A 17959-nucleotide genomic window follows, 5' to 3' on the forward strand; every position below is an offset into this window, starting at 1 on the left:
CGCGGCCCTTACTACTTCCGGAGCCGATTCATGGCTGACAACGACGCCGGCCCGCGCCGGCAACTGGGTGCTGTCCACGCGCTGTTGCTGACGCTGGGCATGGTCATCACCAGCGATATTCTGAAAACCGCACCCACCGTCGCGCTGAACGTCGGCCAGGAGCACTTCTATCTGGTGTGGATTCTTGGCGGCCTGCTGTCGATGGTCGGCGCCCTGTGCTATGTGGAGATGGCCTCGGCCTTCGCCCATCCCGGCGGCGACTATCACTTCCTCGAGCGCGCCTACGGCCAGCGGGTGGGTTTCCTGTTTGCCTGGTCACGCTTCGCGATCCTGCACACCGGCTGGATCGCGCTGATGGCGTTCCTCTTCGCCGATCACTTCAGTGCCTTGCTTGGCCTCGGCCAGTTGGGCAACGTACTGCTGGCCGGTGGATTGGTCGCCGCGCTGGTGGCGCTGAATCTCATCGGCTGGCGCGTCAGTTTCGGCACCCAGGCCGGGTTGGTGGTGCTGGTCGCCGCTGGATTCCTGGGGATCGTTGGTGCCGGCCTGTGGCTGGAGTGGCGTGGTTTCGCGCCGCCCGTTGCGCCGCCGGTGGAACCGGAACAGGTGGGCGTCGCCGGGTTCTCCGCCGCGCTGATCTACGTCTTTCTCGCCTTCGGTGGCTGGAGCGATGCGGCCACGCTGTCGGCGGAGCTGCGCGACAACCGCCGGGGCATCTTCACCGCCATGCTCGGCGCGCTCGCCGCGTTGCTGCTGATCTACCTGGCGCTGAACTGGGCGTTCATTCGCGGCCTCGGCTTCGACGGCCTGGCCGCCAGTGGCGCGCCGGCGCTGGAGCTGCTCGGGCTGGCCTTCGGCGCGCCGGGGATCGGCCTGATCATGGCAGTGGTGGTGGTGTCCGCCGTCGCCAGCATCAACTCCACGCTGATCGTCGGCAGCCGCACCACCTACGCCGCTGCCAGCGATGTGCCGGCGCTGCGCGCGCTCGGCCGCTGGGATGTGCGCCATGGCGTACCGCGCGCGGCATTGCTGGCCGAGGGCGTAGTAGCGCTGCTGCTGATCGCGGTCGGCGGCTGGAGCGGTCACGGCTTCAACACCATGGTGGAGTACATGACTCCGGTGTACTGGCTGTTCCTCAGCCTCAGCAGCCTGGCGCTGATCATCCTGCGCCGCCGCTATCCGCAAGTGCCCCGGCCGATCCGCGTGCCGCTCTACCCGTGGTTGCCGCTGGGCTTCCTCGCGGTGTGCCTGTACATGCTGTATTCCAGCGTCGCCTATGTCGGTTGGGGTGCATTGCTCGGCGTGGGCGTGCTGGCCCTGGGTGCATTGCTGCAACTGATCCTGCGCCCGCGAGGCGTGCAGGCGGAAGCTTGGCCAGAGGAGGGCGTGTGATGCGCAGGAGACTGCTCTGGCTCAATGGCGCCGTGGCCGTGTTGCTGGCGGCGTTGGTCGGGCTGTGGCTCAACGAGCCCAGCGCCAATGCCAGTGGTGAAGCGAGCGGACGGCGCATGCTGCGCACCGAGCTGTACCTTGAGGCGGTGGAATTGTCGCAGTGGGAAGACTTCCTCGCCCGCGAGGTGACACCGCGTTTCCCCGATGGTCTGAGCTGGCTCGACCTGCACGGCCAGTGGCGCGGCCCCAGCGGCGGGCCGGAGAAGTTGCCGTCGCGGATGCTGATCCTCATCCATGCCGACAACCCCTACACCCGCCAGGCGCTGGCGCAGATCGGCGCGGACTTCAAGAAACGCTTCGGCACGGCGGTGCTGCAGGTCAGCAGCCCGGTTCGCGCCCGCGACCCGGATTGGACGCCGCAGCGCCTGGACAACCCTCAGCTGTCGCGCTGAAGTCCGGCCTCGATCAGGTCGAGCATATAGCGCGGCAGGGCGAAGGCCGCTTGGTGCACTTCGGGGGTGTAGTAGCGGGTCACCAGGCCGCTTTTCGCGAAGCGCTGGCGCAGGGTTTCCAGGTCGGTGCGGCGGACCTTCTCGCTGTTCGACGCCCAGCCAAAGGCCATGCTGCCGCCGATGTAGGTCGGCACCGCGGCATGGAAGAAACCCCAGTCGGCGAAGCTGTCCGCCAGCCGCCGTGCCGTGCCGCCCAGCTCCTCCGGCTGGAGGAAGGGCACGCCATTCTGCGTGGCGAGGATTCCGCTGGCGCCGAGACGCTGCTGGCAGTTGCGATAGAAAGCATCGGTGAACAGGCTGGCCGCCGGGCCGCCCGGATCGGTGGAATCGCAAATGATCAGGTCGAAGGACTCGCGGCTTTGCGCGAGATATTCCAGGCCATCGGCATACACCAGTCTCAGGCGCGGGTCGTCCAGCGCGCCGGCCGAGTGATTCGGTAGAAGCTCGCGGCACAGTTCGACCACCTGCGGATCGATCTCCACCGCGACGATTTCCTCGATGCCGGCATGCCGCACGATTTCCCGCAGGATGCCGCCATCGCCCACGCCGATCACCAGCACGCGGCGCACTGCGCCATGGGCGAGGATCGGCACATGGGCGAGCATCTCGTGGTAGACGAACTCGTCGGCCTCTGTGGTCTGCACCACGCCATCCAGCGTCAGCACGCGGCCGAAGCGCCGGTTGCGGAATACCTGCACGGCCTGCTGGCCGGTGTTGCCCTGGTAGATCGGCTCATCGACGGTTAATGCCTGCGCGTAACCCTCGTGCAGCGTTTCGCGGAATTCGCCCATCAGAATGACACCTGCGCCGGTTGCGACAGGCGCAGCACGGAGAGGTCGCCGGTGATGCGCTTCCACGCCAGGCGGATCGCCTCGATGTCCTGGCCGCGCGCGGCAGTGTCTTCATGCAGGATGACGATCACCTTGGTACTCAGCCGCTCCGGCGCCGGCGCACCGTGGTCGCGCCACTGGCCGTAGGCATCGTAGGCGGTGAAGCCATCCGGGAAGCGTGGCGTCACCTCCTGGTCGAGGAACTGCCGCCAGCGCTGCTCGCTGATCTTCTCCTTGCCGTTCTCCTGCCCCAGCGCGAAATACAACTCGGTGCGCAGCCACTGCGCCTGCGCCGGCCGTGTGGGATCGCCCTGCAGTGTAGAAGTGGAAGGGTTGGTGGTATGGACGGAAGGAGCGGGCGGGGTGGCGCAGCCGAACAGCGCCAGGGCGAGGCTGGCGGCGAGCAGATGGCGGAACATGGGACTTCCTTGCGGTGATGAGAGTTGAACCAAACCGCCACTATAGAAGGTCGTCCGTTATTTCCTTAAATATTAAAAACGCATTCTTATATAGCTGATTTTATTTGGCTGGAATCTGCATGGAGACGCTCTAGGACGTGCATCGCAGCCAGCCGTGAAGTTTTTGCGAGCTGGTTAGATTCAATATTCACAACGGTTCTTTGCTAAGCACTGGATGAGATATCCATCTTGCCGAAATTCACTTCAGGCATTCTTTTGGATTCGCTCAAGCGTGGTAATTGAAGCCATCGCGAACAGTACCGCCATCATCGAACCGGAATCGCGAGAAGACACGCCGGAAACAGCCGCTCTGCCGCCATCTTGTTCCGCCGCCGCGCCTTCCTAGAATCGGCCCCATTCGCAGCACTTCATTCCAATCGATTCAGGGAGCTCCACCATGATGAACGCCATGCAGATGCCGATGAACACCAACGCCATGATGCCGATGATGGGCATGCCGATGATGATGGCGACCATGGAATGCGAGATGCTCGACGACGGCATGATGTGCAGGATGAAGCCGGCCATGGGCATGGAAATGGCCATGTTCCGCAACAGCGCCGAGATGATGGCGATGATGATGAACTGCGGCATGCCGATGATGATGCACTGCGGCAACCTGATGATGATGGGCATGTCCCAGCCCGCCATGGCCATGATGCCGATGATGGGCATGATGAACCCGATGATGTCGATGCCGATGATGGGCATGAACATGGGCATGCCGGCCATGAAGTGCATGATGGAGTGCTTCATGCAGGGCGACATGATGATGTGCAAGATGATGCCGATGCAGGGCATGAGCATGGACATGCTGAAGAACTGCTGCATGCTGATGAACAAGATGATGGAGTGCGGCATGCCGATGATGATGAGCTGCAACGGCATGCCGATGATGTGCTGCACCTGCTGATCGCGACGCGCTGAAACGAAAAGGCCCGGTGGGGAAACCCGCCGGGCCTTTTGCGTTTTGCGCAGCGACTCAGTCCAGCCGTTCGGCGTAGGTGGTGACGAGGTAGGCCACCGCTTCGCTGTCCGCCGGGTTGCGGTAGCTGTGTGGTTGGTCGGCGTAGAACAGGATGGAGTCGCCGGTGCCGAGCAGGAAGCGCTCGTCGTTGACGCTGATCTCCAGCACGCCCTGGGCGACCACCAGGTTTTCCTGGGTGCCCGGTGCGTGGCCGTCGGAATGCTCGATGGCCAGGCCCTTCAGGCGCAGTTCGTAGAATTCCACCTGGCGCGAGACATCGAAGGGGAACAGCGCGCGGCTGACGAAAGCGCCATCGCCGCTGACCAGGCGTTTGCTTTCCCGAGCCGGCAGCACGGCCACGCCTTCGAAGGCGCGGTCGTCGAGGAAGGCGGCGACCGAGACCTTGAGGCCCTGGGCGATCTTGCATAGCACCTTGATCGACGGGACGCTGCGCCCGGATTCGATCTGCGCGAGCATGGTCCGGCTCACGCCGCAAAGGCGGGCCAGTCCATCGAGGGAGAGATTGCGCTTGGCGCGCAGGCGCAGCAGGTTGCTGGCGACCCGTTCGCCGATGGGGTCTTCGGTGGTGCCGGGCGTGGCGTCGAACTCCACGGCCGGCAGCTCCGTGGACAGCGACAGGCCCACTGATCAGGCCTCGCGGCGGCCGCTGTCGCGGCTCTGCTGGACGATCTGGAAGGCGTCGTAGCCGGCGCGCTGCGCGTACAGCATCCACATCAGCTCAGCCTGGCGGCGGGCCTGACGGCGCGTGCGGTGGCGGGCGAGGTCGATGATGTTGTCGATGCGATCCATGGCGGCTCCGAAAGGCTTTGAGGCAAGCCGGTTGCGGTGAAGTTGGAGCTAGCCTAGCCGTGATTCTATTAGAACCAGAAATACTGAATTTGCATTTGGTAATTACTTATTCAGCTATAAGCAGCCGCGACGGGAAATCTGCCTGGACCGCCACCGACACCGCATCCGGCCGCCAGAATTCCTGGTCGAATTCCACCAGCAGGCCGTCCTCGGCGTAGTTCAGGCGCTCCAGCACCAGGTTGCTGGCGCCGGACGCCAATTGCAGCAGCTCGGCCTGGTCATCGTTGACCGTGCCCAGGCGCAGGTTCAGCGTGCAGCGCGTCTGCACCTTGCCGAAGCGCTCGCGCAGCACGGTGGTCAGCGAACGGTCCAGGCGCGCGTCGAGCAGATCGGGGCACCAGCTGGCGAGCAGGGTGTTGATCTCCACCAGCACCGGGCGCCCGTCGATCAGCCGGCGGCGGTGCAGGCGGAAGACGGGTTCGTCCGGTGACGGCAGATTCATCCGCGCGGCCAGCCAGGCGCCGGCGCGGCGGCGTTCGGCGCTCAGGCATTCGGTGAGTGGCTCGCGGCCCTGCAGGCGCACGTAGTCCATGAAGCTGACCAGCCGCGTCGGGTCGTAGTCGATGCGCGGCGGGCTGAGGTACCAGCCGCGGCGGTTCTCGCGGTAGATCAGGCCCTCGGTTTCCAGCTGCTGCAGGGCCTGGCGCAGGGTCACGCGGGTGCATTCGAAGCGCTCGGCGAGGTCGCGCTCGGGCGGCAGCTTCTGCCCGGCGAGGAAGCGCCCCTGGGCGATGTCCGCGGCCAACTGGTCGCGGATGCGCGCGTAGTGCGGCGGGATGGCCTGGTAGAGCATGGCGTTTCTCAGGAGTTGCCGGCCAGTGCCGGAGCGCTGGGCGGTTCGTCATGCAGCTCGCGCTGCCAGGCCAGCAGGCCGTAGATCGCCAGCACCACGAAGCCGGCGTAGAGCCCGGCGGTGAGGTACAGCGCCTTGTAGAGGAAGACCCCGGTGTAGAGCACGTCGAGGATGATCCACAGCCACCAGCTGGCGACGTATTTGCGCGCCGCCCAGAAGCTCGCCACCAGGCTGAAGGCGGTCAGCGCGGCGTCCATCCAGGGCAGGGCGGCGTCGGTGTGGGTGTGCATCGCCCAGCCCAGGGCGAAGGCGCCCACGGCACCGGCCAGGCAGCTGGTGATAGCGGTGGAGAGGGGCAGGCGTTCGACGCGCACCTTGCCGTGGTCGCTGCCACCCTTGCTCCATTGCCACCAGCCGTAGAACTGCAGGACCACGAAGACCAGTTGCAGGAGCATGTCGGAGTAGAGCTTCACGCTGAAGAAGATCCACGCGTAGAGCAGCACCGCCACCACGTTCACCGGCCAGCACCAGCGGATGCGCCGGGCGGTGAGCCAGACGCCGAGCACGTTGACGATCACCGCGATGATTTCCAGAGCAGACATTCGCGCTTACCTCAGAAGTTGACGCTCGCCGTCAGGCGAGCCGTACGCGGCGCACCCTGGAACAGGTAGCCGTCGCCAAAATATTCACCGACATCGCGCCAGTAGCGCTTGTCGAACAGGTTGTCGACGCTCAGCCGCAGCACGGTCGGGTAGTCGCCGATGCGTGTGCTGAAGCGTGCGCCGGCGTCATACACGGTGTAGCCGCCGGCCTCTACTGCGCCATCGCGGTCGGCATACTTGGCGCCGCTGTAGCGTGCCGCGCCCAGCAGCGAAAGCCCCGGCACTTCGGCCAGCGCGTAGTCCGCCTGCAGGCTTGCGCGCAGGCGCGGGACGTTGATCGCCTGGTGGCCTTCGTAGTCGTCCGTGCCGCTGTTCACCACCCGCGAACGGATCGCCGCGAGGCTGCCGCTCAATTGCAGCGTGGAGGTTACCCGGCCACTGGCGGACAACTCCAGCCCGCTGTTCTTCTGCTGGCCCTGCTGCACGTAGGTGAAGGTACCGTCGCCGTTGGGCCGGGCGAACTGGTAGGCCTGGTGGATCTGGAACAGCGCGGCGCTCCAGTCGAAGCCGGCCAGCTCCTGCTTGATGCCGAACTCGACCTGGCGTGAGGAGGTAGGCGCCAGGGTGTCGCCGGCGTTGCTGGCGAACCACGGAGCCTCGCCGCCCAGGGACAGGCCCTTGCTGTAGCTGCCGTAGATCGAGATGTCCGCACGCGGCTTGAAGATCACCGCGCCGTTGGGCAGGAATTCCGCGCGGCGGGTATGCCGGGTGGTGTCGCCGTCGCTGTCGAAGGTGCGCTCGTCCAGGCGCACCTGGCGTCCGCCCAGCACGACCTGCCATTGCTCATTGAAGGAGATGCGGTCGCTGGCGAACAGGCCGTACTGGCGGCTGTCGAGGTGGCGATAGCTGTGGCCGGGCTCGCCGTCGAAGGGCTCCACGGCGCCGATGCCGGTGTAGATGTTGCCGGTGCCGACCCACTCGTTGAGCTCCGGGCGGCTGTCCAGTACACGGCGGAAGGCCGAGGTGCCGATAGTCAGCTCGTGGCGCAGCCAGCCGGTGGCGAACTGGCCGTGCAGGGCGGCTTCCAGTTCGTCGTTGCGGCGAGTGTCGTCGGGGCTGCGGAAGTCGTAGAGGTCGTAGTCGCCTTCCGGGCTGAAGTAGTTGGGCACCGCCGAGTCGGCGCAACTCGCCGCACCATAGCAGCCCCAGGGGAAGGCGCTGTAGTCGTCGATCACCACGCGGCTGCGCGAGGCGCTGAGCGTGCCTGTCCAGGCGTCGTTGAAGCGGTATTCGAAGCGCGTGTTGAGGTTGAGCGATTCGATGCGTACCGGGTCGGCCCAGCTCTGGTAGCCGATACGGTCGTGCGGGTCGATGTCGTGGGGCAGCTGCGTACCGCCGAGCAACTGGTAGCCCGGAGCGGAGGGTTGGCGGCGGTTCTGGTACTCGGCGTCGAATTGCCAGAGCGCGTTGGGTGAGAGGTTCCAGTCCAGTGCCAGGGAGGCGAAGTCGCGTTGGCCGTCGGTGTGGTCGATGTAGGAGCGCAGGTCGTCGTGGGCGAGGTTCACCCGAACGCCGACGGTCTGCTCGCTGTCCAGCCAGGCACCGACGTCGGTGGCGACATAGCGGCCGCCTTCATCGTCGGTACCGAGGGTCACCGAGCGCACGTCCTGCGGGCGCTTGGTGACGTAGTTGATCACGCCGCCCGGCTCGGACACGCCGCTCTGCAGGCCGGACAGGCCCTTTAGCACCTCGACCTGTTCCTTGTTCTCCAGCGCCACGTTCTGCTCGCCGGTGATGGTGCGGCCGTTGATCTTGTAGCTGCTGGCGGAGTTGAGCGAATAGCCGCGGATCTCGAAGTTCTCGTAGTAGCCCACCGGTGCGTAGGCCTCGCCGGTGGAGGCGTCGTTCTTCAGCACGTCGCTGAGCAGGCGCGCCTGCTGGTCCTTGAGCAGCGCCTGGTTGAATACCAAGATGGAGGCGGGCGTATCGAGCAGCGGGGCTTCGCCGAAGCCACCGACCGAAGCGCGGCCGCTGGCGTAGCTCTCGGTGTCGTGGCCGATCACCGTCACGGTGTCCAGGGTTGCTGCGTCTTCGGCGTGGCCGGGGCCGCTGGCCAGCAGTACGGCCAGGGTCAGCAGGCTGAGGGGAAATCGCGTGCGCGCGGGGCGCGGCAGGTACTGCATGGAACGCTCCTGAAAATCGCCGGGGCGTGCGCCGGGAATGCACGGGGCTGAGCCCCTCCCGCGCGAAACGGATGGCCTTGGATGTGAAACGTGATTGCCCGTGGGCGGGCTGTCAGGCCGGAGCTGCTCCGGTGGTCAATGGCAGGGAGGGCTCGGCGGCCCACTCCTGCAGCGAGCCGTCGTAGATCGCGACTCGGGTTTCCCCGGCCAGCGTCAGGGCCAGCGCGAGGGCAGCGGCGGAGATACCGCCACCGCAGTACAGCAATAGCGGCGGCTCGGCCTGTCTTAGCCCGCTGAGGGCTTCGCTCAGTGCCGCGCCGCGCCGGTAGCGGCCGTCGTCGTCGAACAGGCTGCGCGCCGGTAGGTTGCTGCTGCCGGGAATGTGCCCACGGCGGGCGTAACGGGTGACGGCGCTGCCGTCGAAGAGGGCGGCGGACAAGGCGCAGACCAGTGTGCCCGGTGCTTCTCCCGCGACGACTTTCCCCACGCCGTGGCGGTCGATCCAGAACCCATCGAGGTAGCGCGTGGCGGCGGATAATGTTCCCGTGCGTACGCTGGGTTCATCGCCTTTCTCCAGCGCTAGGCCAGCCGCAATCCAGGCGCGCAATCCGCCATCGAGGACCGCTGCCGCGATGCCGAGGCTGCGCAGCATCCACCACAGGCGTGCGGCCCAGAAGCCGTCACTGCGGTCGTAGATCACGATCAGCGAGTCGTCGTGGACGCCCAGTCGTTGCAGGGAATCCAGGGCCGATCGGGCATCCGGCAGGGCGAAGCTGAAAGACGCCTGCGGATCGACCAGCTCGCCCAGCAGATCCGCGTGGCGAGCGCCGCGAATGTGCCCGGCGAGCCAGCCGGCCTTGCCGGATTCGACGCGATAGTCGCCATCGAATTCAGGCGCCGCCAGTTCCACGCTGGCATCCAGCAGGCACAGGCGCGGGTCGTCCAGCGCGGTGGCCAGCCAGCCTACGGTGACCAGGGGTTCGCGCATCTCAGTTCACCTTAGCGGCCAGTTGGCGAAGGTGATTCAGCAGGCGCTGGCCTTCGGCTTCGAGGAACCAGCGGGTGTGGCCGATCAGGTAATTGTCATAGGCCAGCGAAGCGCTCTCGGCCGAGCCGAGGATGCCGTGGAAGTAGATGACCTCGGACAGCGCGAAATCCGTGTGCACCAGTGGCAGCAGCGCGGCCAGCGCGAGCAGATCGCCGCGGCGCAGAGGGCGCACGCTGGTGTAGCCCTGCAGCAGGGCGTCCAGCGCATCGAGGTCGGCGACGGCGGCGCGTCCCTGGTCCAGCTCCAGCCAGGGCACCAGATTGCGCTCGATGGCGGTGGCCAGGTCGAAGAGGGCGAAGGTGCGATCGCTCAGTCCGAAGTCCAGCACAGAGACCACCTGCGCCTGCGGGCCATCCTCGCTCCACAGCAGGTTCGAGGCGTGCCAGTCGTTGTGGGTCCAGAGTGCCGGCTGACGTTGCAGGTAGGGCAGCAGCTCCCGTTGCAGCGGCAGGTGCAGTTCGCTGAGCGTTTCCTTCCAGGGGCGTGCTTGCAGGTACTCCGCCAGGGCGGGTGCTTGGTCAAATGTCGCTTCGATGGCGGCCAGCGGGTCCTGCGCGCCGAACAAGTCGAGGTTGCTGACCAGTACGCCGGCGCTGCGCGAAGGCGCGGCGAAACCTTCGGCGGCACGGTGCAGTTTCGCCAATGCAGCGCCAGCGGCGAAGGCGTGGGCGTTGTGCTGGAAGGGCGTCCAGGACAGCGCATCGCGGTACAGGTCCAGCCCTTCCGCCTTCTGGTGAACTTCGTAGGTCCAGCCGCCCAGTTCGATAGCGCTGCGGCCGTATCGATCCCGCAGTACCTGCGCGACCGGCGCACCATGTCGGGCCAGGTGATCGAGGAAGGCGTGTTCTTCCGCCAGCCAGTCAGCCGTGCGCACGCTGGGGTGATGGCGCTTGACGAACAGCGGGCCGCTGGCGGTTTCCACCAGCGCGGCGGCGGAGAAGGGCCGCGGGCTGTGCCAGGCCAGGCGCGCCTCGTCGCCGGCCTGCGGGAAGTCTTTCAACAGCTCGGCGACCTCCGCTTCGGTCAGCGCTGGCCAGTCGGCCTCCACCGGCTCCAGGCCCATGCCGTGGCTCAGGCGTTTTGTCATGCTGGATTCTCCACTTGCCAGGCATTGCTGGTGGCGCCGCGCCAGATGTCCGGGGCGCGCAGCACACCATGTTCATGCAGCCACTGGGCATAGGGCTGCAACAGTTCTTCGCGCTGTTCGCCCCAGCGGCCGTCGTGCAGCCAGCTGGGCGCGATGCGCCGCAGCGATTCTGCCAGCATCTCGTGGGGAAAGTAGGGAATGGTGCGTTCATAGACCGGCAGTGCGGCTTCCGGATCGGCTGCCGCCGCGAGGAACCCCTGCGCGGTGACGGCGAGGAAGCGCCGGGCGATCTCGGTGTTGGCGTCGAGCCAGTCTTCGCGGGCACCCAGCAGATAGCTGTGGTAGGGCGGCGCGCCGATCTCGTCCACCGGCAGCACCACGCGCCGTTCGTTGGGGATCGAGCTGGGCAGCAGCGCTTCCCAGGCCCAGTAGCCGCCGAAGCTGGCGTCGGCCAGGCCGGCGGCCAGGTCTTCGGGGCGCAGCTCGCGGAAGCCGGCATCCACCAGTTCCACCGCATCGGGATCGCCGCCATCCTGGCTCACCAGATGCCGCACCATGGCCAGGCCGCGCGGGGTCGGGTTGAGCGCCAGGCGCTTGCCCTGCAGGTCGCGGGGCCGGCGGATGCCGCTGTCGGTGAGGGTCTGGATCGATTCCAGGCCGCGATGGTTGATGGCGGCCACGCCGATCAGCGGCTGGCCCAGTTCTCGGCGTACCAGCAGGCGGTTGCTGGGGAACACGCCGAAGGCAGCGTCGCCGCGCAGCAGGTGCTCCAGAGTGTCGCCGTGGTAGGGGTCGTGCACCACCAGTTCGACCTCCAGCCCCGCCTCGCGGTACCAGCCGCGTTCACGGGCGAGGTAGAAACCGGCCGAATTGGGCCAGGGGTGGAAGTATTCGAGCATGACCCTCAGGGCGAACATGAAACCTATCTCCAAAACGGCCGGCGGCCGATGACTGCGATGGGGCGTATTCCACGGGAGAATAATTGGTATATACCAATATGATTTTCACTGGTTTTTATAATCTGAAGGCATAAAAAATTCCGGCGGCAGGGTGACACGAGGCGCACATGATGCAAGCCCGGAATCTGGATGAATCGCTCTGGCTCGGGGTGCGGCGGGTTATGACCTCATGCGATTAAGGTATTTAGGGCTGCGACCGGCCGTGGATAGAGTGGCGATCCTTTCCGACCTCAACCTCCGTGGTTATCCATGACCGACATTCGCCAACAACTCACCCAACAGATCATCGAGGCCGGGCGCTTCCTTTACAGCCGCGGCTGGTCGCCGGCCACCAGCAGCAATTACTCGACGCGCCTGGCGGCCGATCGTGCGCTGCTCACCGTGTCCGGCAAGCACAAGGGCCAGCTTGGCATCGACGATGTGCTGGAAACGGACCTCGCCGGCAATAGCCTGGAGCCGGGCAAGAAACCCTCGGCGGAAACCCTGCTGCATACCCAGTTGTACGCCTGGCGCCCGGAGATCGGCGCGGTGCTGCATACCCATTCGGTGAATGCCACGGTGCTCTCGCGCCTGACCGTTGGCGACCGGCTGGAGCTGGAAGACTACGAACTGCAGAAGGCTTTTTCCGGCGTCACCACCCACGAAGGCCGCGTCACCGTGCCGATCTTCGACAATGACCAGGACATCGCCCGCCTGGCGGCCAAGGTGCAGCCTTGGCTGGACGCCCACCCGGACTGCCCCGGTTACCTGATTCGTGGCCACGGCCTGTACACCTGGGGCGCGCGGATGAGTGATGCGCTGCGCCAGATCGAAGCCTTCGAATTCCTCTTCGAATGCGAGCTGAAAGTCCTGAGCCTTCACGGTGGTGTGCGCTGAGCGAGGGACTTGGCGGATCGGCTTCCTGCTGTTCGGCGCGTTGTCCATGCGCGGCGATGCACCGCCGCCCTCAGGTGGCCGGGATGTTTGCCTGTAGCGCCGTCAGGTAGGCGCGCGAGCTCCCTGCGCGGCGACTCGCTGGAACGCGCCCGCTCCCGAGTGGACCGATTACCGAATCCCCAGCCCCGCCAGCAGGACGTCCAGGCCCAGTTCGAAGGTCCGGTCGAAGTGCTCCGGCTGGAAGTATTCGCCCGCGCGGGACACCAGGGGGAAGTCTTCCGCGAGTTCTTCATCGGTGATGGGGCTGAGCGACGAGGTGCCCTCGGCGTAGCCATTGATCTCGTCCAGCGTGGCGCCCAGCACGTAGTAGCCGAGCACGCGGAAGCCTCGCGCGGCCGCCTCGTCGTCCAGACCGGCCGCCACGAAGCAATCGAGGATCTCGCCGAGGAACGCCACCCCGGTCCGTGAGTTCCAGCGATGCAGTGCCAGCCAGGTGTACAGGCGCGCGTGTTGCCGCGCCAGTTGCCGCCATTGGGCGACCAGTTCCCTGAGGCGAGCGCCCGCTGTTTCGTCGCGGGAGGGGAACTGCACGGTGGAGAGCACCCGGTCCACCAGCGCGTCGAGGATGTGGGCCTTGCTCGGGAAGTAGTTGTAGATGCTCATCGCCTCGCATCCCAGGGCCGTGCCCAGGCGGCGCGTGCTGAAGCCTTCCAGGCCCTCCTGCTCGATGAGGCGTAGCGCCTCGGTCTCGATGCGCTCGTGTGTCAGGGGTTCGCGAGCGGGTGACTGCGACTCCTCGGTGATTGGCTTCTTGCGTGGCACGTGGCACCCCTCGAATAAAAGACTTGCAGTGTAAATCAACTTCTGCCAGCTTACATCGTAAGTTTACTTACGGTGTAAGTATGAAGGGGGAAAGATGATCGAGATACCGATAACGTCGTGTGTGGCAGCCGTGTCTGCGATTGCGCTGACTGGTCTGTCCGTGAATGTTTCCAGGTTGCGGATGCGCTATCGCGTCGGCCTTGGTCACGGTGGTCAGAAGGCGCTGCAGCTGGCCGTGGCGCCGGTCAATCTTTTCCTCAAAATTATCAATTAAATTTCATAACTATCGACTCTATAAATAATTTTTAACTTCATTTTAATTATTGTCTTTCTTATTTTTATTTTTCCATCCTAATTCCATTTACATCCATCTATATTCTCATCATTTAAATATATATTTATAAAATCATCATCTCAACCATACAACACCTCTACCTTATAATCCATCATTCTCCCAATATATTCTATTTAAAGATTATATATTTATATTCCTACTCTCTAAACCTATTTTTCTTTAACATCTATATTTCATAACACAATTTCATTTAATAACTATATATTAATTCCCCAATTATTTATATAATAACTTTTACAATATCTACATTATTCAAATTATACTCATATCCAATTTCATCCCTCATCAAAATTAACATTTCATAAATACATACTCATTATTCTTTTATTCATAATAACCCCACCCAAAAAAATAAAACCAAAAAAAAACCTCCCCAAAAAAAAAAAACACCCCCAAAAAAAAAAAAAAATATAAATAAATATTTTCAAATTAAATTTTTATATATATATACAATTATACCCTATATATATATATCCCCCCCCCCCCCCCCCCCCTATATAAATATATATACCCCCCCCACCCCCCCCCAATTCGTATTTTCGTCGAGCGACGCAACTGACCCTGCCACGCCGCGCCCCGGAGAGCGCTCCAGACACCTCGCACCCGAGAGCCCTCCCGAGTGCGAGCCCTCTCCGGATACACGAAGAACCTCCGCTGCCTACCTGAAAATCCGGCGACAGGCCGGGTTTCGCCCATCCGCGCCGCCTGGGCCGTTCGATGCGCCTGGGGCGGCGATTCGCGATGTCACGCCGAGTTGTTCAGGGCCCGCTTTGCCTGCGGGTCGCGCAGTGGCGCATGCCTTGCTCAAACCGCTGTGATACTTGCCGTTCCCACTCGCTCAGCATGGGCTTTCTACACGGCGCTCAGGTTGACGAAATCCATACAGATTTACATCCCTTGGTTGATTGATTAGGTTCGCCTTGTACCGCAGTTGATCAATATATTGATGGATAATCAATGTGTTGATCGGCGACTTCGCCCAGGGCTGCTGTGCTGTGCCGGTCATCGAGAACCGGATTCTGCTCCCATAAGCACAATAACAAGGTGGAATACGTGGAAAGAACCTTCTACCGCCGGCGCCTGCCCGTCGCGCTCGGCAGCCTCGTTCCTGCTCTTCTCGCATCCAGCGTCCAGGCGGTGACGTTCGAGGTCGGGGAGATCCAGGGGCAGTTCGACTCGTCCCTCTCCGTTGGCCAGAGCTGGGCGATGAATGATCCGAACCCGAACTTCATCAGCAAGGCCAATGGCGGACGCGGTGACTCCCAGACCACCGACGACGGCCGCTTGAATTTCAGGAAGGGCGAGACATTCTCGAAGATCTTCAAGGGGACGCACGACCTGGAATTGAAGTACGGCGACTGGGGGGCCTTCCTGCGAGGGAAGTACTGGTATGACTTCGAGCTGAAGGACGGGCACCAGCACCTCTACGACATCCAGGACAACGGCCGTGATCAGGCGGCGCGCTCCTCGGGTGCGCAGTTCCTCGACGCCTTCGTCTACCGCAACTACGACCTGGCCGGGCAGCCCGGCTCGGTCAGGCTGGGCAAGCAGGTCGTGAGCTGGGGGGGCAGTACCTTCATCCAGGGTGGCATCAACAGCATCAACCCGCTGGATGCCAACGCGCTGCGGCGTCCGGGTTCCGAGTTGAAGGAGGGGCTGATCCCGGTGCAGATGATCTATCTGCAACAGAGCCTCAGCGATGCCGTCAGCGTGGAAGGTTTCTACCAGCTGAAATGGCAGGGCACCGTGGCCGATAACTGCGGGACCTTCTTCGCCAGCTCCGATCTTCCAGCCAAGGGCTGCGACGACCGCTACGTGCTCCAGGGCAAGGACATCAAGCCCGGCGCCTCGGACAACAGCGGGCAGAACGGCAACACCATTTTCCTGCCGCGCGGACCGGACCGCGAACCGCGCGATGGCGGGCAGTACGGCCTGGCGCTGCGGTGGTTCGTGCCGGAGCTCAACGACACCGAGTTGAGCCTCTACTGGATGAATTATCACAGCCGCATGCCGATCGGCAGTTCGACGATGACCACCGCCAACCCGTTTACCGCGCCGCGTTTCGGTGCCGCGTCGGCGACCTATTTCCTGGAGTACCCCGAGGACATCCGCCTCTATGGCCTGAGCTTCAGCACCAACATCGCCGGCGCGGCTGTGGAAGGCGAGATCAGTCACCGACCGAATATGCCGCTGGGCTTCGACGACCTGATCTACGCCACGCTGCGCCTGTCGCCCGTCGTGCCGACGCCCATCGAGAACTCCGGTATCCCCGGCGACACCATCCATGGCTACAAGCGGGTGCCGTTCACCCAGGTCCAGACCACCGTCACCAAGACCTTCGACCAGGTCATGGGCGCGAGCCGCCTGACGCTGGTTGGCGAGGTTGGCTACAACCACATCTCCGGGATCGACGACGGCACCTACGGCCACCTGCGCTATGGCCGAGCCAGTCCTTTCGGGCCCGGCGAGTATTACGGCGCCAACGGCAATGACCTCTGCACCACGCTGCTCAGCGGTCGCCCCGAGTACTGCAACAACGACGGCTTCTACACCCGCAATTCCTGGGGATACCGCCTGCGCTCGGCGCTCACCTACAACGGCGTCATCGGCGGACTCGACCTCACGCCGAACCTGGCCTGGTCCCATGACGTCCAGGGTTACGGGACGAACTTCACCGAGGGCGGCAAGGCCGTCAGCGTCGGGCTGAACGCCGTTTACCTGTCCAAGTACAACGCCAGCATCAGTTACACCGATTTCTTCGGTGGCAAATACACCACCAACACCGATCGCGACTTCCTGAGCGTCAGTTTCGGCGTCAGCTTCTGAGGAACAAACAATGAGAAATACGATTCCGGCAGCGGGCCTGCTGTCTTTCTGCCTGTCTTTCATCAGCCCTGTTTCCCTGGCCGCGGTCGATGCGGCCAAGGCGGCAGAGCTGGGCTCCATACTGACGCCGGTCGGCGCCGAGCGTGCGGGCAACGAGGCGGGAACGATCCCGGCCTGGACGGGCGGGTTGGCGCCTGACGCGGGGCAGGTCAGGGACGGTACACACGGCGATCCTTTCGCCGGCGAGAAGCCGCTGTTCGTCATTACCCCGGCTACCCTCGAGCGCTACAAGGAGCGCCTGAGTCCCGGCCAGCTCGCGCTGTTCCAGCGTTACCCGGACACCTACCGCATCCCGGTGTACGCCAGCCATCGCACGGCGGCCTGGCCGGACAGCGCGTATGCCGCCGCCAAGCGCAACGCCACCAGCACAGAGCTGGTCGCCGGTGGTAATGGCCTGAAGGACTACCAGGCGCCGCTGGCATTCCCGATTCCGCGCAACGGCCTGGAAGTGATCTGGAACCACATTACCCGTTACCGGGGTGGCAGCTTCGATCGCGAGACCAGCAGCTACCTGGTGACGCCCAACGGCGACTACTCCTGGAAGACCGAGCGTGACCGCCTGGCCTACAGCAACCAGCTCACCGACTACGACCCGGAGCGCTCGAAGAACATCCTCTACTACTTCACCTCGCTGAATATCGCACCGGCGCGGGATGTGGGCGATGTGCTGCTGGTCCACGAGACCCTGGACCAGGTCGCCGAGCCGAGAATGGCCTGGCAGTACAACGCCGGCCAGCGCCGGGTGCGTCGCGCACCCCAGGTGGCCTATGACAGCCCCGGCCCCGGCAACCTGCGCACCAACGACCAACTGGACATGTTCAACGGCTCGCCCGATCGCTACGACTGGCAGCTGGTGGGCAAGCGCGAGCTCTACGTTCCCTACAACAGCTTCCGCCTTGCCGACCCGGCCAACAGCCCGGATAAACTGGTGCAGAAGGGGCACATCAACCAGAACCTGACGCGCTACGAACTGCACCGCGTCTGGGAGGTGATCGCCACCCTGAAGCCGGGCCAGCGCCACGTCTATGCCAAGCGGCACCTGTACATCGACGAGGATACCTGGACCATTCTCGAAGCCGATCACTACGACAATCGCGGGACGCTGTGGCGCGTTTCCGAGAACCACACGCTGCCTTTCTACGACCAGAAAGTGGTGATCAGCGCAGGGGAGATGACCTACGACCTGACCTCCGGGCGCTATCTCGCCAACGGCATGTTCAACCAGATCAAGGATGCTTACCGCTTCGGCCTCAAGGCCAAGACTTCCGACTTCACGCCCGCCGCCCTGCGCACCATCGGCATTCGCTGAAGCCAGGAAA

18 protein-coding genes are annotated in these 17959 nt (G+C 63.8%); 7 read left to right on the plus strand and 11 right to left on the minus strand.

The features are described 5' to 3' along the window. The first annotated feature begins 30 nt into the window (after window positions 1–30). Both JVX91_RS16440 and JVX91_RS16445 read left to right on the plus strand, forming a co-directional pair. A complete protein-coding gene (locus tag JVX91_RS16440; RefSeq protein ID WP_205335262.1) occupies window positions 31–1392 on the plus strand; it encodes an APC family permease in 1362 nt (453 codons plus the stop codon). Further along, window positions 1392–1844: a DUF3574 domain-containing protein gene (locus JVX91_RS16445; RefSeq protein ID WP_205335263.1), complete on the plus strand. Its 453-nt coding sequence runs from the start codon at window positions 1392–1394 to the stop codon at window positions 1842–1844. Before JVX91_RS16440 ends, JVX91_RS16445 begins: the two co-directional genes overlap by 1 nt. On the opposite strand, the gene speE is transcribed toward JVX91_RS16445, so the two are convergent. Next, window positions 1829–2695 carry a polyamine aminopropyltransferase gene (gene speE / locus JVX91_RS16450; RefSeq protein WP_205335264.1) on the minus strand — a complete coding sequence of 289 codons (867 nt, stop codon included), beginning with the start codon at window positions 2693–2695 and terminating at the stop codon, window positions 1829–1831. The genes JVX91_RS16445 and speE overlap by 16 nt on opposite strands. After that, a complete protein-coding gene (locus tag JVX91_RS16455; protein ID WP_205335265.1) occupies window positions 2695–3153 on the minus strand; it encodes a DUF3574 domain-containing protein in 459 nt (152 codons plus the stop codon). The genes speE and JVX91_RS16455 overlap by 1 nt, the downstream gene beginning before the upstream one ends. Window positions 3154–3589: 436 nt before the next feature. On the opposite strand from JVX91_RS16455, the gene JVX91_RS16460 reads away from it, so the two are divergent. Next, entirely contained in the window at window positions 3590–4105 is a 516-nt protein-coding gene (locus tag JVX91_RS16460; protein WP_205335266.1) for a hypothetical protein, read from the plus strand. A gap of 69 nt (window positions 4106–4174) precedes the next feature. On the opposite strand, the gene JVX91_RS16465 is transcribed toward JVX91_RS16460, so the two are convergent. From JVX91_RS16465 to JVX91_RS16500, 8 genes are all read right to left on the minus strand, one after another. Further along, a complete protein-coding gene (locus JVX91_RS16465; RefSeq protein ID WP_205340025.1) occupies window positions 4175–4771 on the minus strand; it encodes an XRE family transcriptional regulator in 597 nt (198 codons plus the stop codon). A 36-nt stretch (window positions 4772–4807) separates the two neighbouring features. Further along, window positions 4808–4969, minus strand: a complete 162-nt coding sequence (locus JVX91_RS16470) for a hypothetical protein (protein ID WP_205335267.1) — start codon at window positions 4967–4969, stop codon at window positions 4808–4810. A 106-nt stretch (window positions 4970–5075) separates the two neighbouring features. After that, window positions 5076–5822 carry a UTRA domain-containing protein gene (locus tag JVX91_RS16475; protein WP_205335268.1) on the minus strand — a complete coding sequence of 249 codons (747 nt, stop codon included), beginning with the start codon at window positions 5820–5822 and terminating at the stop codon, window positions 5076–5078. 8 nt (window positions 5823–5830) lie between these two features. Further along, window positions 5831–6424, minus strand: a complete 594-nt coding sequence (pnuC, locus tag JVX91_RS16480) for a nicotinamide riboside transporter PnuC (RefSeq protein WP_045214292.1) — start codon at window positions 6422–6424, stop codon at window positions 5831–5833. A gap of 11 nt (window positions 6425–6435) precedes the next feature. Then, a complete protein-coding gene (locus JVX91_RS16485; protein ID WP_205335269.1) occupies window positions 6436–8607 on the minus strand; it encodes a TonB-dependent siderophore receptor in 2172 nt (723 codons plus the stop codon). Between the two features lie 112 nt (window positions 8608–8719). Next, the gene (locus tag JVX91_RS16490; RefSeq protein WP_205335270.1) at window positions 8720–9595 is read right to left on the minus strand and encodes a rhodanese-like domain-containing protein; all 876 of its coding nucleotides are present in this window, start codon (window positions 9593–9595) and stop codon (window positions 8720–8722) included. Window position 9596: 1 nt separating this feature from the next. Further along, window positions 9597–10742 carry a phosphotransferase gene (locus JVX91_RS16495; protein ID WP_205335271.1) on the minus strand — a complete coding sequence of 382 codons (1146 nt, stop codon included), beginning with the start codon at window positions 10740–10742 and terminating at the stop codon, window positions 9597–9599. Further along, window positions 10739–11659 (minus strand): ABC transporter substrate-binding protein, encoded by a 921-nt coding sequence (locus JVX91_RS16500; protein ID WP_205335272.1) that lies wholly within the window; start codon window positions 11657–11659, stop codon window positions 10739–10741. Before JVX91_RS16500 ends, JVX91_RS16495 begins: the two co-directional genes overlap by 4 nt. A gap of 291 nt (window positions 11660–11950) precedes the next feature. Between JVX91_RS16500 and JVX91_RS16505 the strand changes: the two genes are divergently transcribed. Further along, the gene (locus tag JVX91_RS16505; protein ID WP_205335273.1) at window positions 11951–12577 is read left to right on the plus strand and encodes a methylthioribulose 1-phosphate dehydratase; all 627 of its coding nucleotides are present in this window, start codon (window positions 11951–11953) and stop codon (window positions 12575–12577) included. 168 nt (window positions 12578–12745) lie between these two features. Here the strand turns inward: JVX91_RS16505 and JVX91_RS16510 are convergent, their stop codons facing one another. Beyond that, window positions 12746–13399, minus strand: a complete 654-nt coding sequence (locus tag JVX91_RS16510) for a TetR/AcrR family transcriptional regulator C-terminal domain-containing protein (protein ID WP_205335274.1) — start codon at window positions 13397–13399, stop codon at window positions 12746–12748. A 94-nt stretch (window positions 13400–13493) separates the two neighbouring features. Between JVX91_RS16510 and JVX91_RS16515 the strand changes: the two genes are divergently transcribed. The 3 genes from JVX91_RS16515 to JVX91_RS16525 all read left to right on the plus strand — a co-directional run bounded on the left by JVX91_RS16515 (window position 13494) and on the right by JVX91_RS16525 (window position 17949). Further along, window positions 13494–13673, plus strand: coding sequence for a hypothetical protein (locus JVX91_RS16515; RefSeq protein WP_205335275.1), 180 nt, complete (start codon window positions 13494–13496; stop codon window positions 13671–13673). A 1161-nt stretch (window positions 13674–14834) separates the two neighbouring features. Next, the gene (locus JVX91_RS16520) at window positions 14835–16580 is read left to right on the plus strand and encodes a DUF1302 domain-containing protein (protein ID WP_240201777.1); all 1746 of its coding nucleotides are present in this window, start codon (window positions 14835–14837) and stop codon (window positions 16578–16580) included. A 10-nt stretch (window positions 16581–16590) separates the two neighbouring features. Beyond that, on the plus strand, window positions 16591–17949 hold the full coding sequence (locus tag JVX91_RS16525; protein ID WP_205335276.1) for a DUF1329 domain-containing protein: 1359 nt from the start codon (window positions 16591–16593) through the stop codon (window positions 17947–17949). The last annotated feature ends 10 nt before the right edge of the window (window positions 17950–17959 follow it).

It is taken from the genome of Pseudomonas sp. PDNC002, from assembly GCF_016919445.1.
Taxonomy (GTDB): Bacteria; Pseudomonadota; Gammaproteobacteria; order Pseudomonadales; family Pseudomonadaceae; genus Pseudomonas.

Excerpts from the sequence above, each read along its gene's own strand:
- JVX91_RS16455 (WP_205335265.1), bottom strand. The coding sequence starts at position 3,153 with ATGTTCCGCCATCTGCTCGCCGCCAGCCTCGCCCTGGCGCTGTTCGGC.
- JVX91_RS16440 (WP_205335262.1), top strand. The coding sequence starts at position 31 with ATGGCTGACAACGACGCCGGCCCGCGCCGGCAACTGGGTGCTGTCCAC.
- JVX91_RS16445 (WP_205335263.1), top strand. The coding sequence starts at position 1,392 with ATGCGCAGGAGACTGCTCTGGCTCAATGGCGCCGTGGCCGTGTTGCTG.
- JVX91_RS16505 (WP_205335273.1), top strand. The coding sequence starts at position 11,951 with ATGACCGACATTCGCCAACAACTCACCCAACAGATCATCGAGGCCGGG.
- speE (WP_205335264.1), bottom strand. The coding sequence starts at position 2,695 with ATGGGCGAATTCCGCGAAACGCTGCACGAGGGTTACGCGCAGGCATTA.
- JVX91_RS16515 (WP_205335275.1), top strand. The coding sequence starts at position 13,494 with ATGATCGAGATACCGATAACGTCGTGTGTGGCAGCCGTGTCTGCGATT.
- JVX91_RS16490 (WP_205335270.1), bottom strand. The coding sequence starts at position 9,595 with ATGCGCGAACCCCTGGTCACCGTAGGCTGGCTGGCCACCGCGCTGGAC.
- pnuC (WP_045214292.1), bottom strand. The coding sequence starts at position 6,424 with ATGTCTGCTCTGGAAATCATCGCGGTGATCGTCAACGTGCTCGGCGTC.
- JVX91_RS16495 (WP_205335271.1), bottom strand. The coding sequence starts at position 10,742 with ATGACAAAACGCCTGAGCCACGGCATGGGCCTGGAGCCGGTGGAGGCC.
- JVX91_RS16525 (WP_205335276.1), top strand. The coding sequence starts at position 16,591 with ATGAGAAATACGATTCCGGCAGCGGGCCTGCTGTCTTTCTGCCTGTCT.
- JVX91_RS16460 (WP_205335266.1), top strand. The coding sequence starts at position 3,590 with ATGATGAACGCCATGCAGATGCCGATGAACACCAACGCCATGATGCCG.
- JVX91_RS16485 (WP_205335269.1), bottom strand. The coding sequence starts at position 8,607 with ATGCAGTACCTGCCGCGCCCCGCGCGCACGCGATTTCCCCTCAGCCTG.
- JVX91_RS16475 (WP_205335268.1), bottom strand. The coding sequence starts at position 5,822 with ATGCTCTACCAGGCCATCCCGCCGCACTACGCGCGCATCCGCGACCAG.
- JVX91_RS16470 (WP_205335267.1), bottom strand. The coding sequence starts at position 4,969 with ATGGATCGCATCGACAACATCATCGACCTCGCCCGCCACCGCACGCGC.
- JVX91_RS16500 (WP_205335272.1), bottom strand. The coding sequence starts at position 11,659 with ATGTTCGCCCTGAGGGTCATGCTCGAATACTTCCACCCCTGGCCCAAT.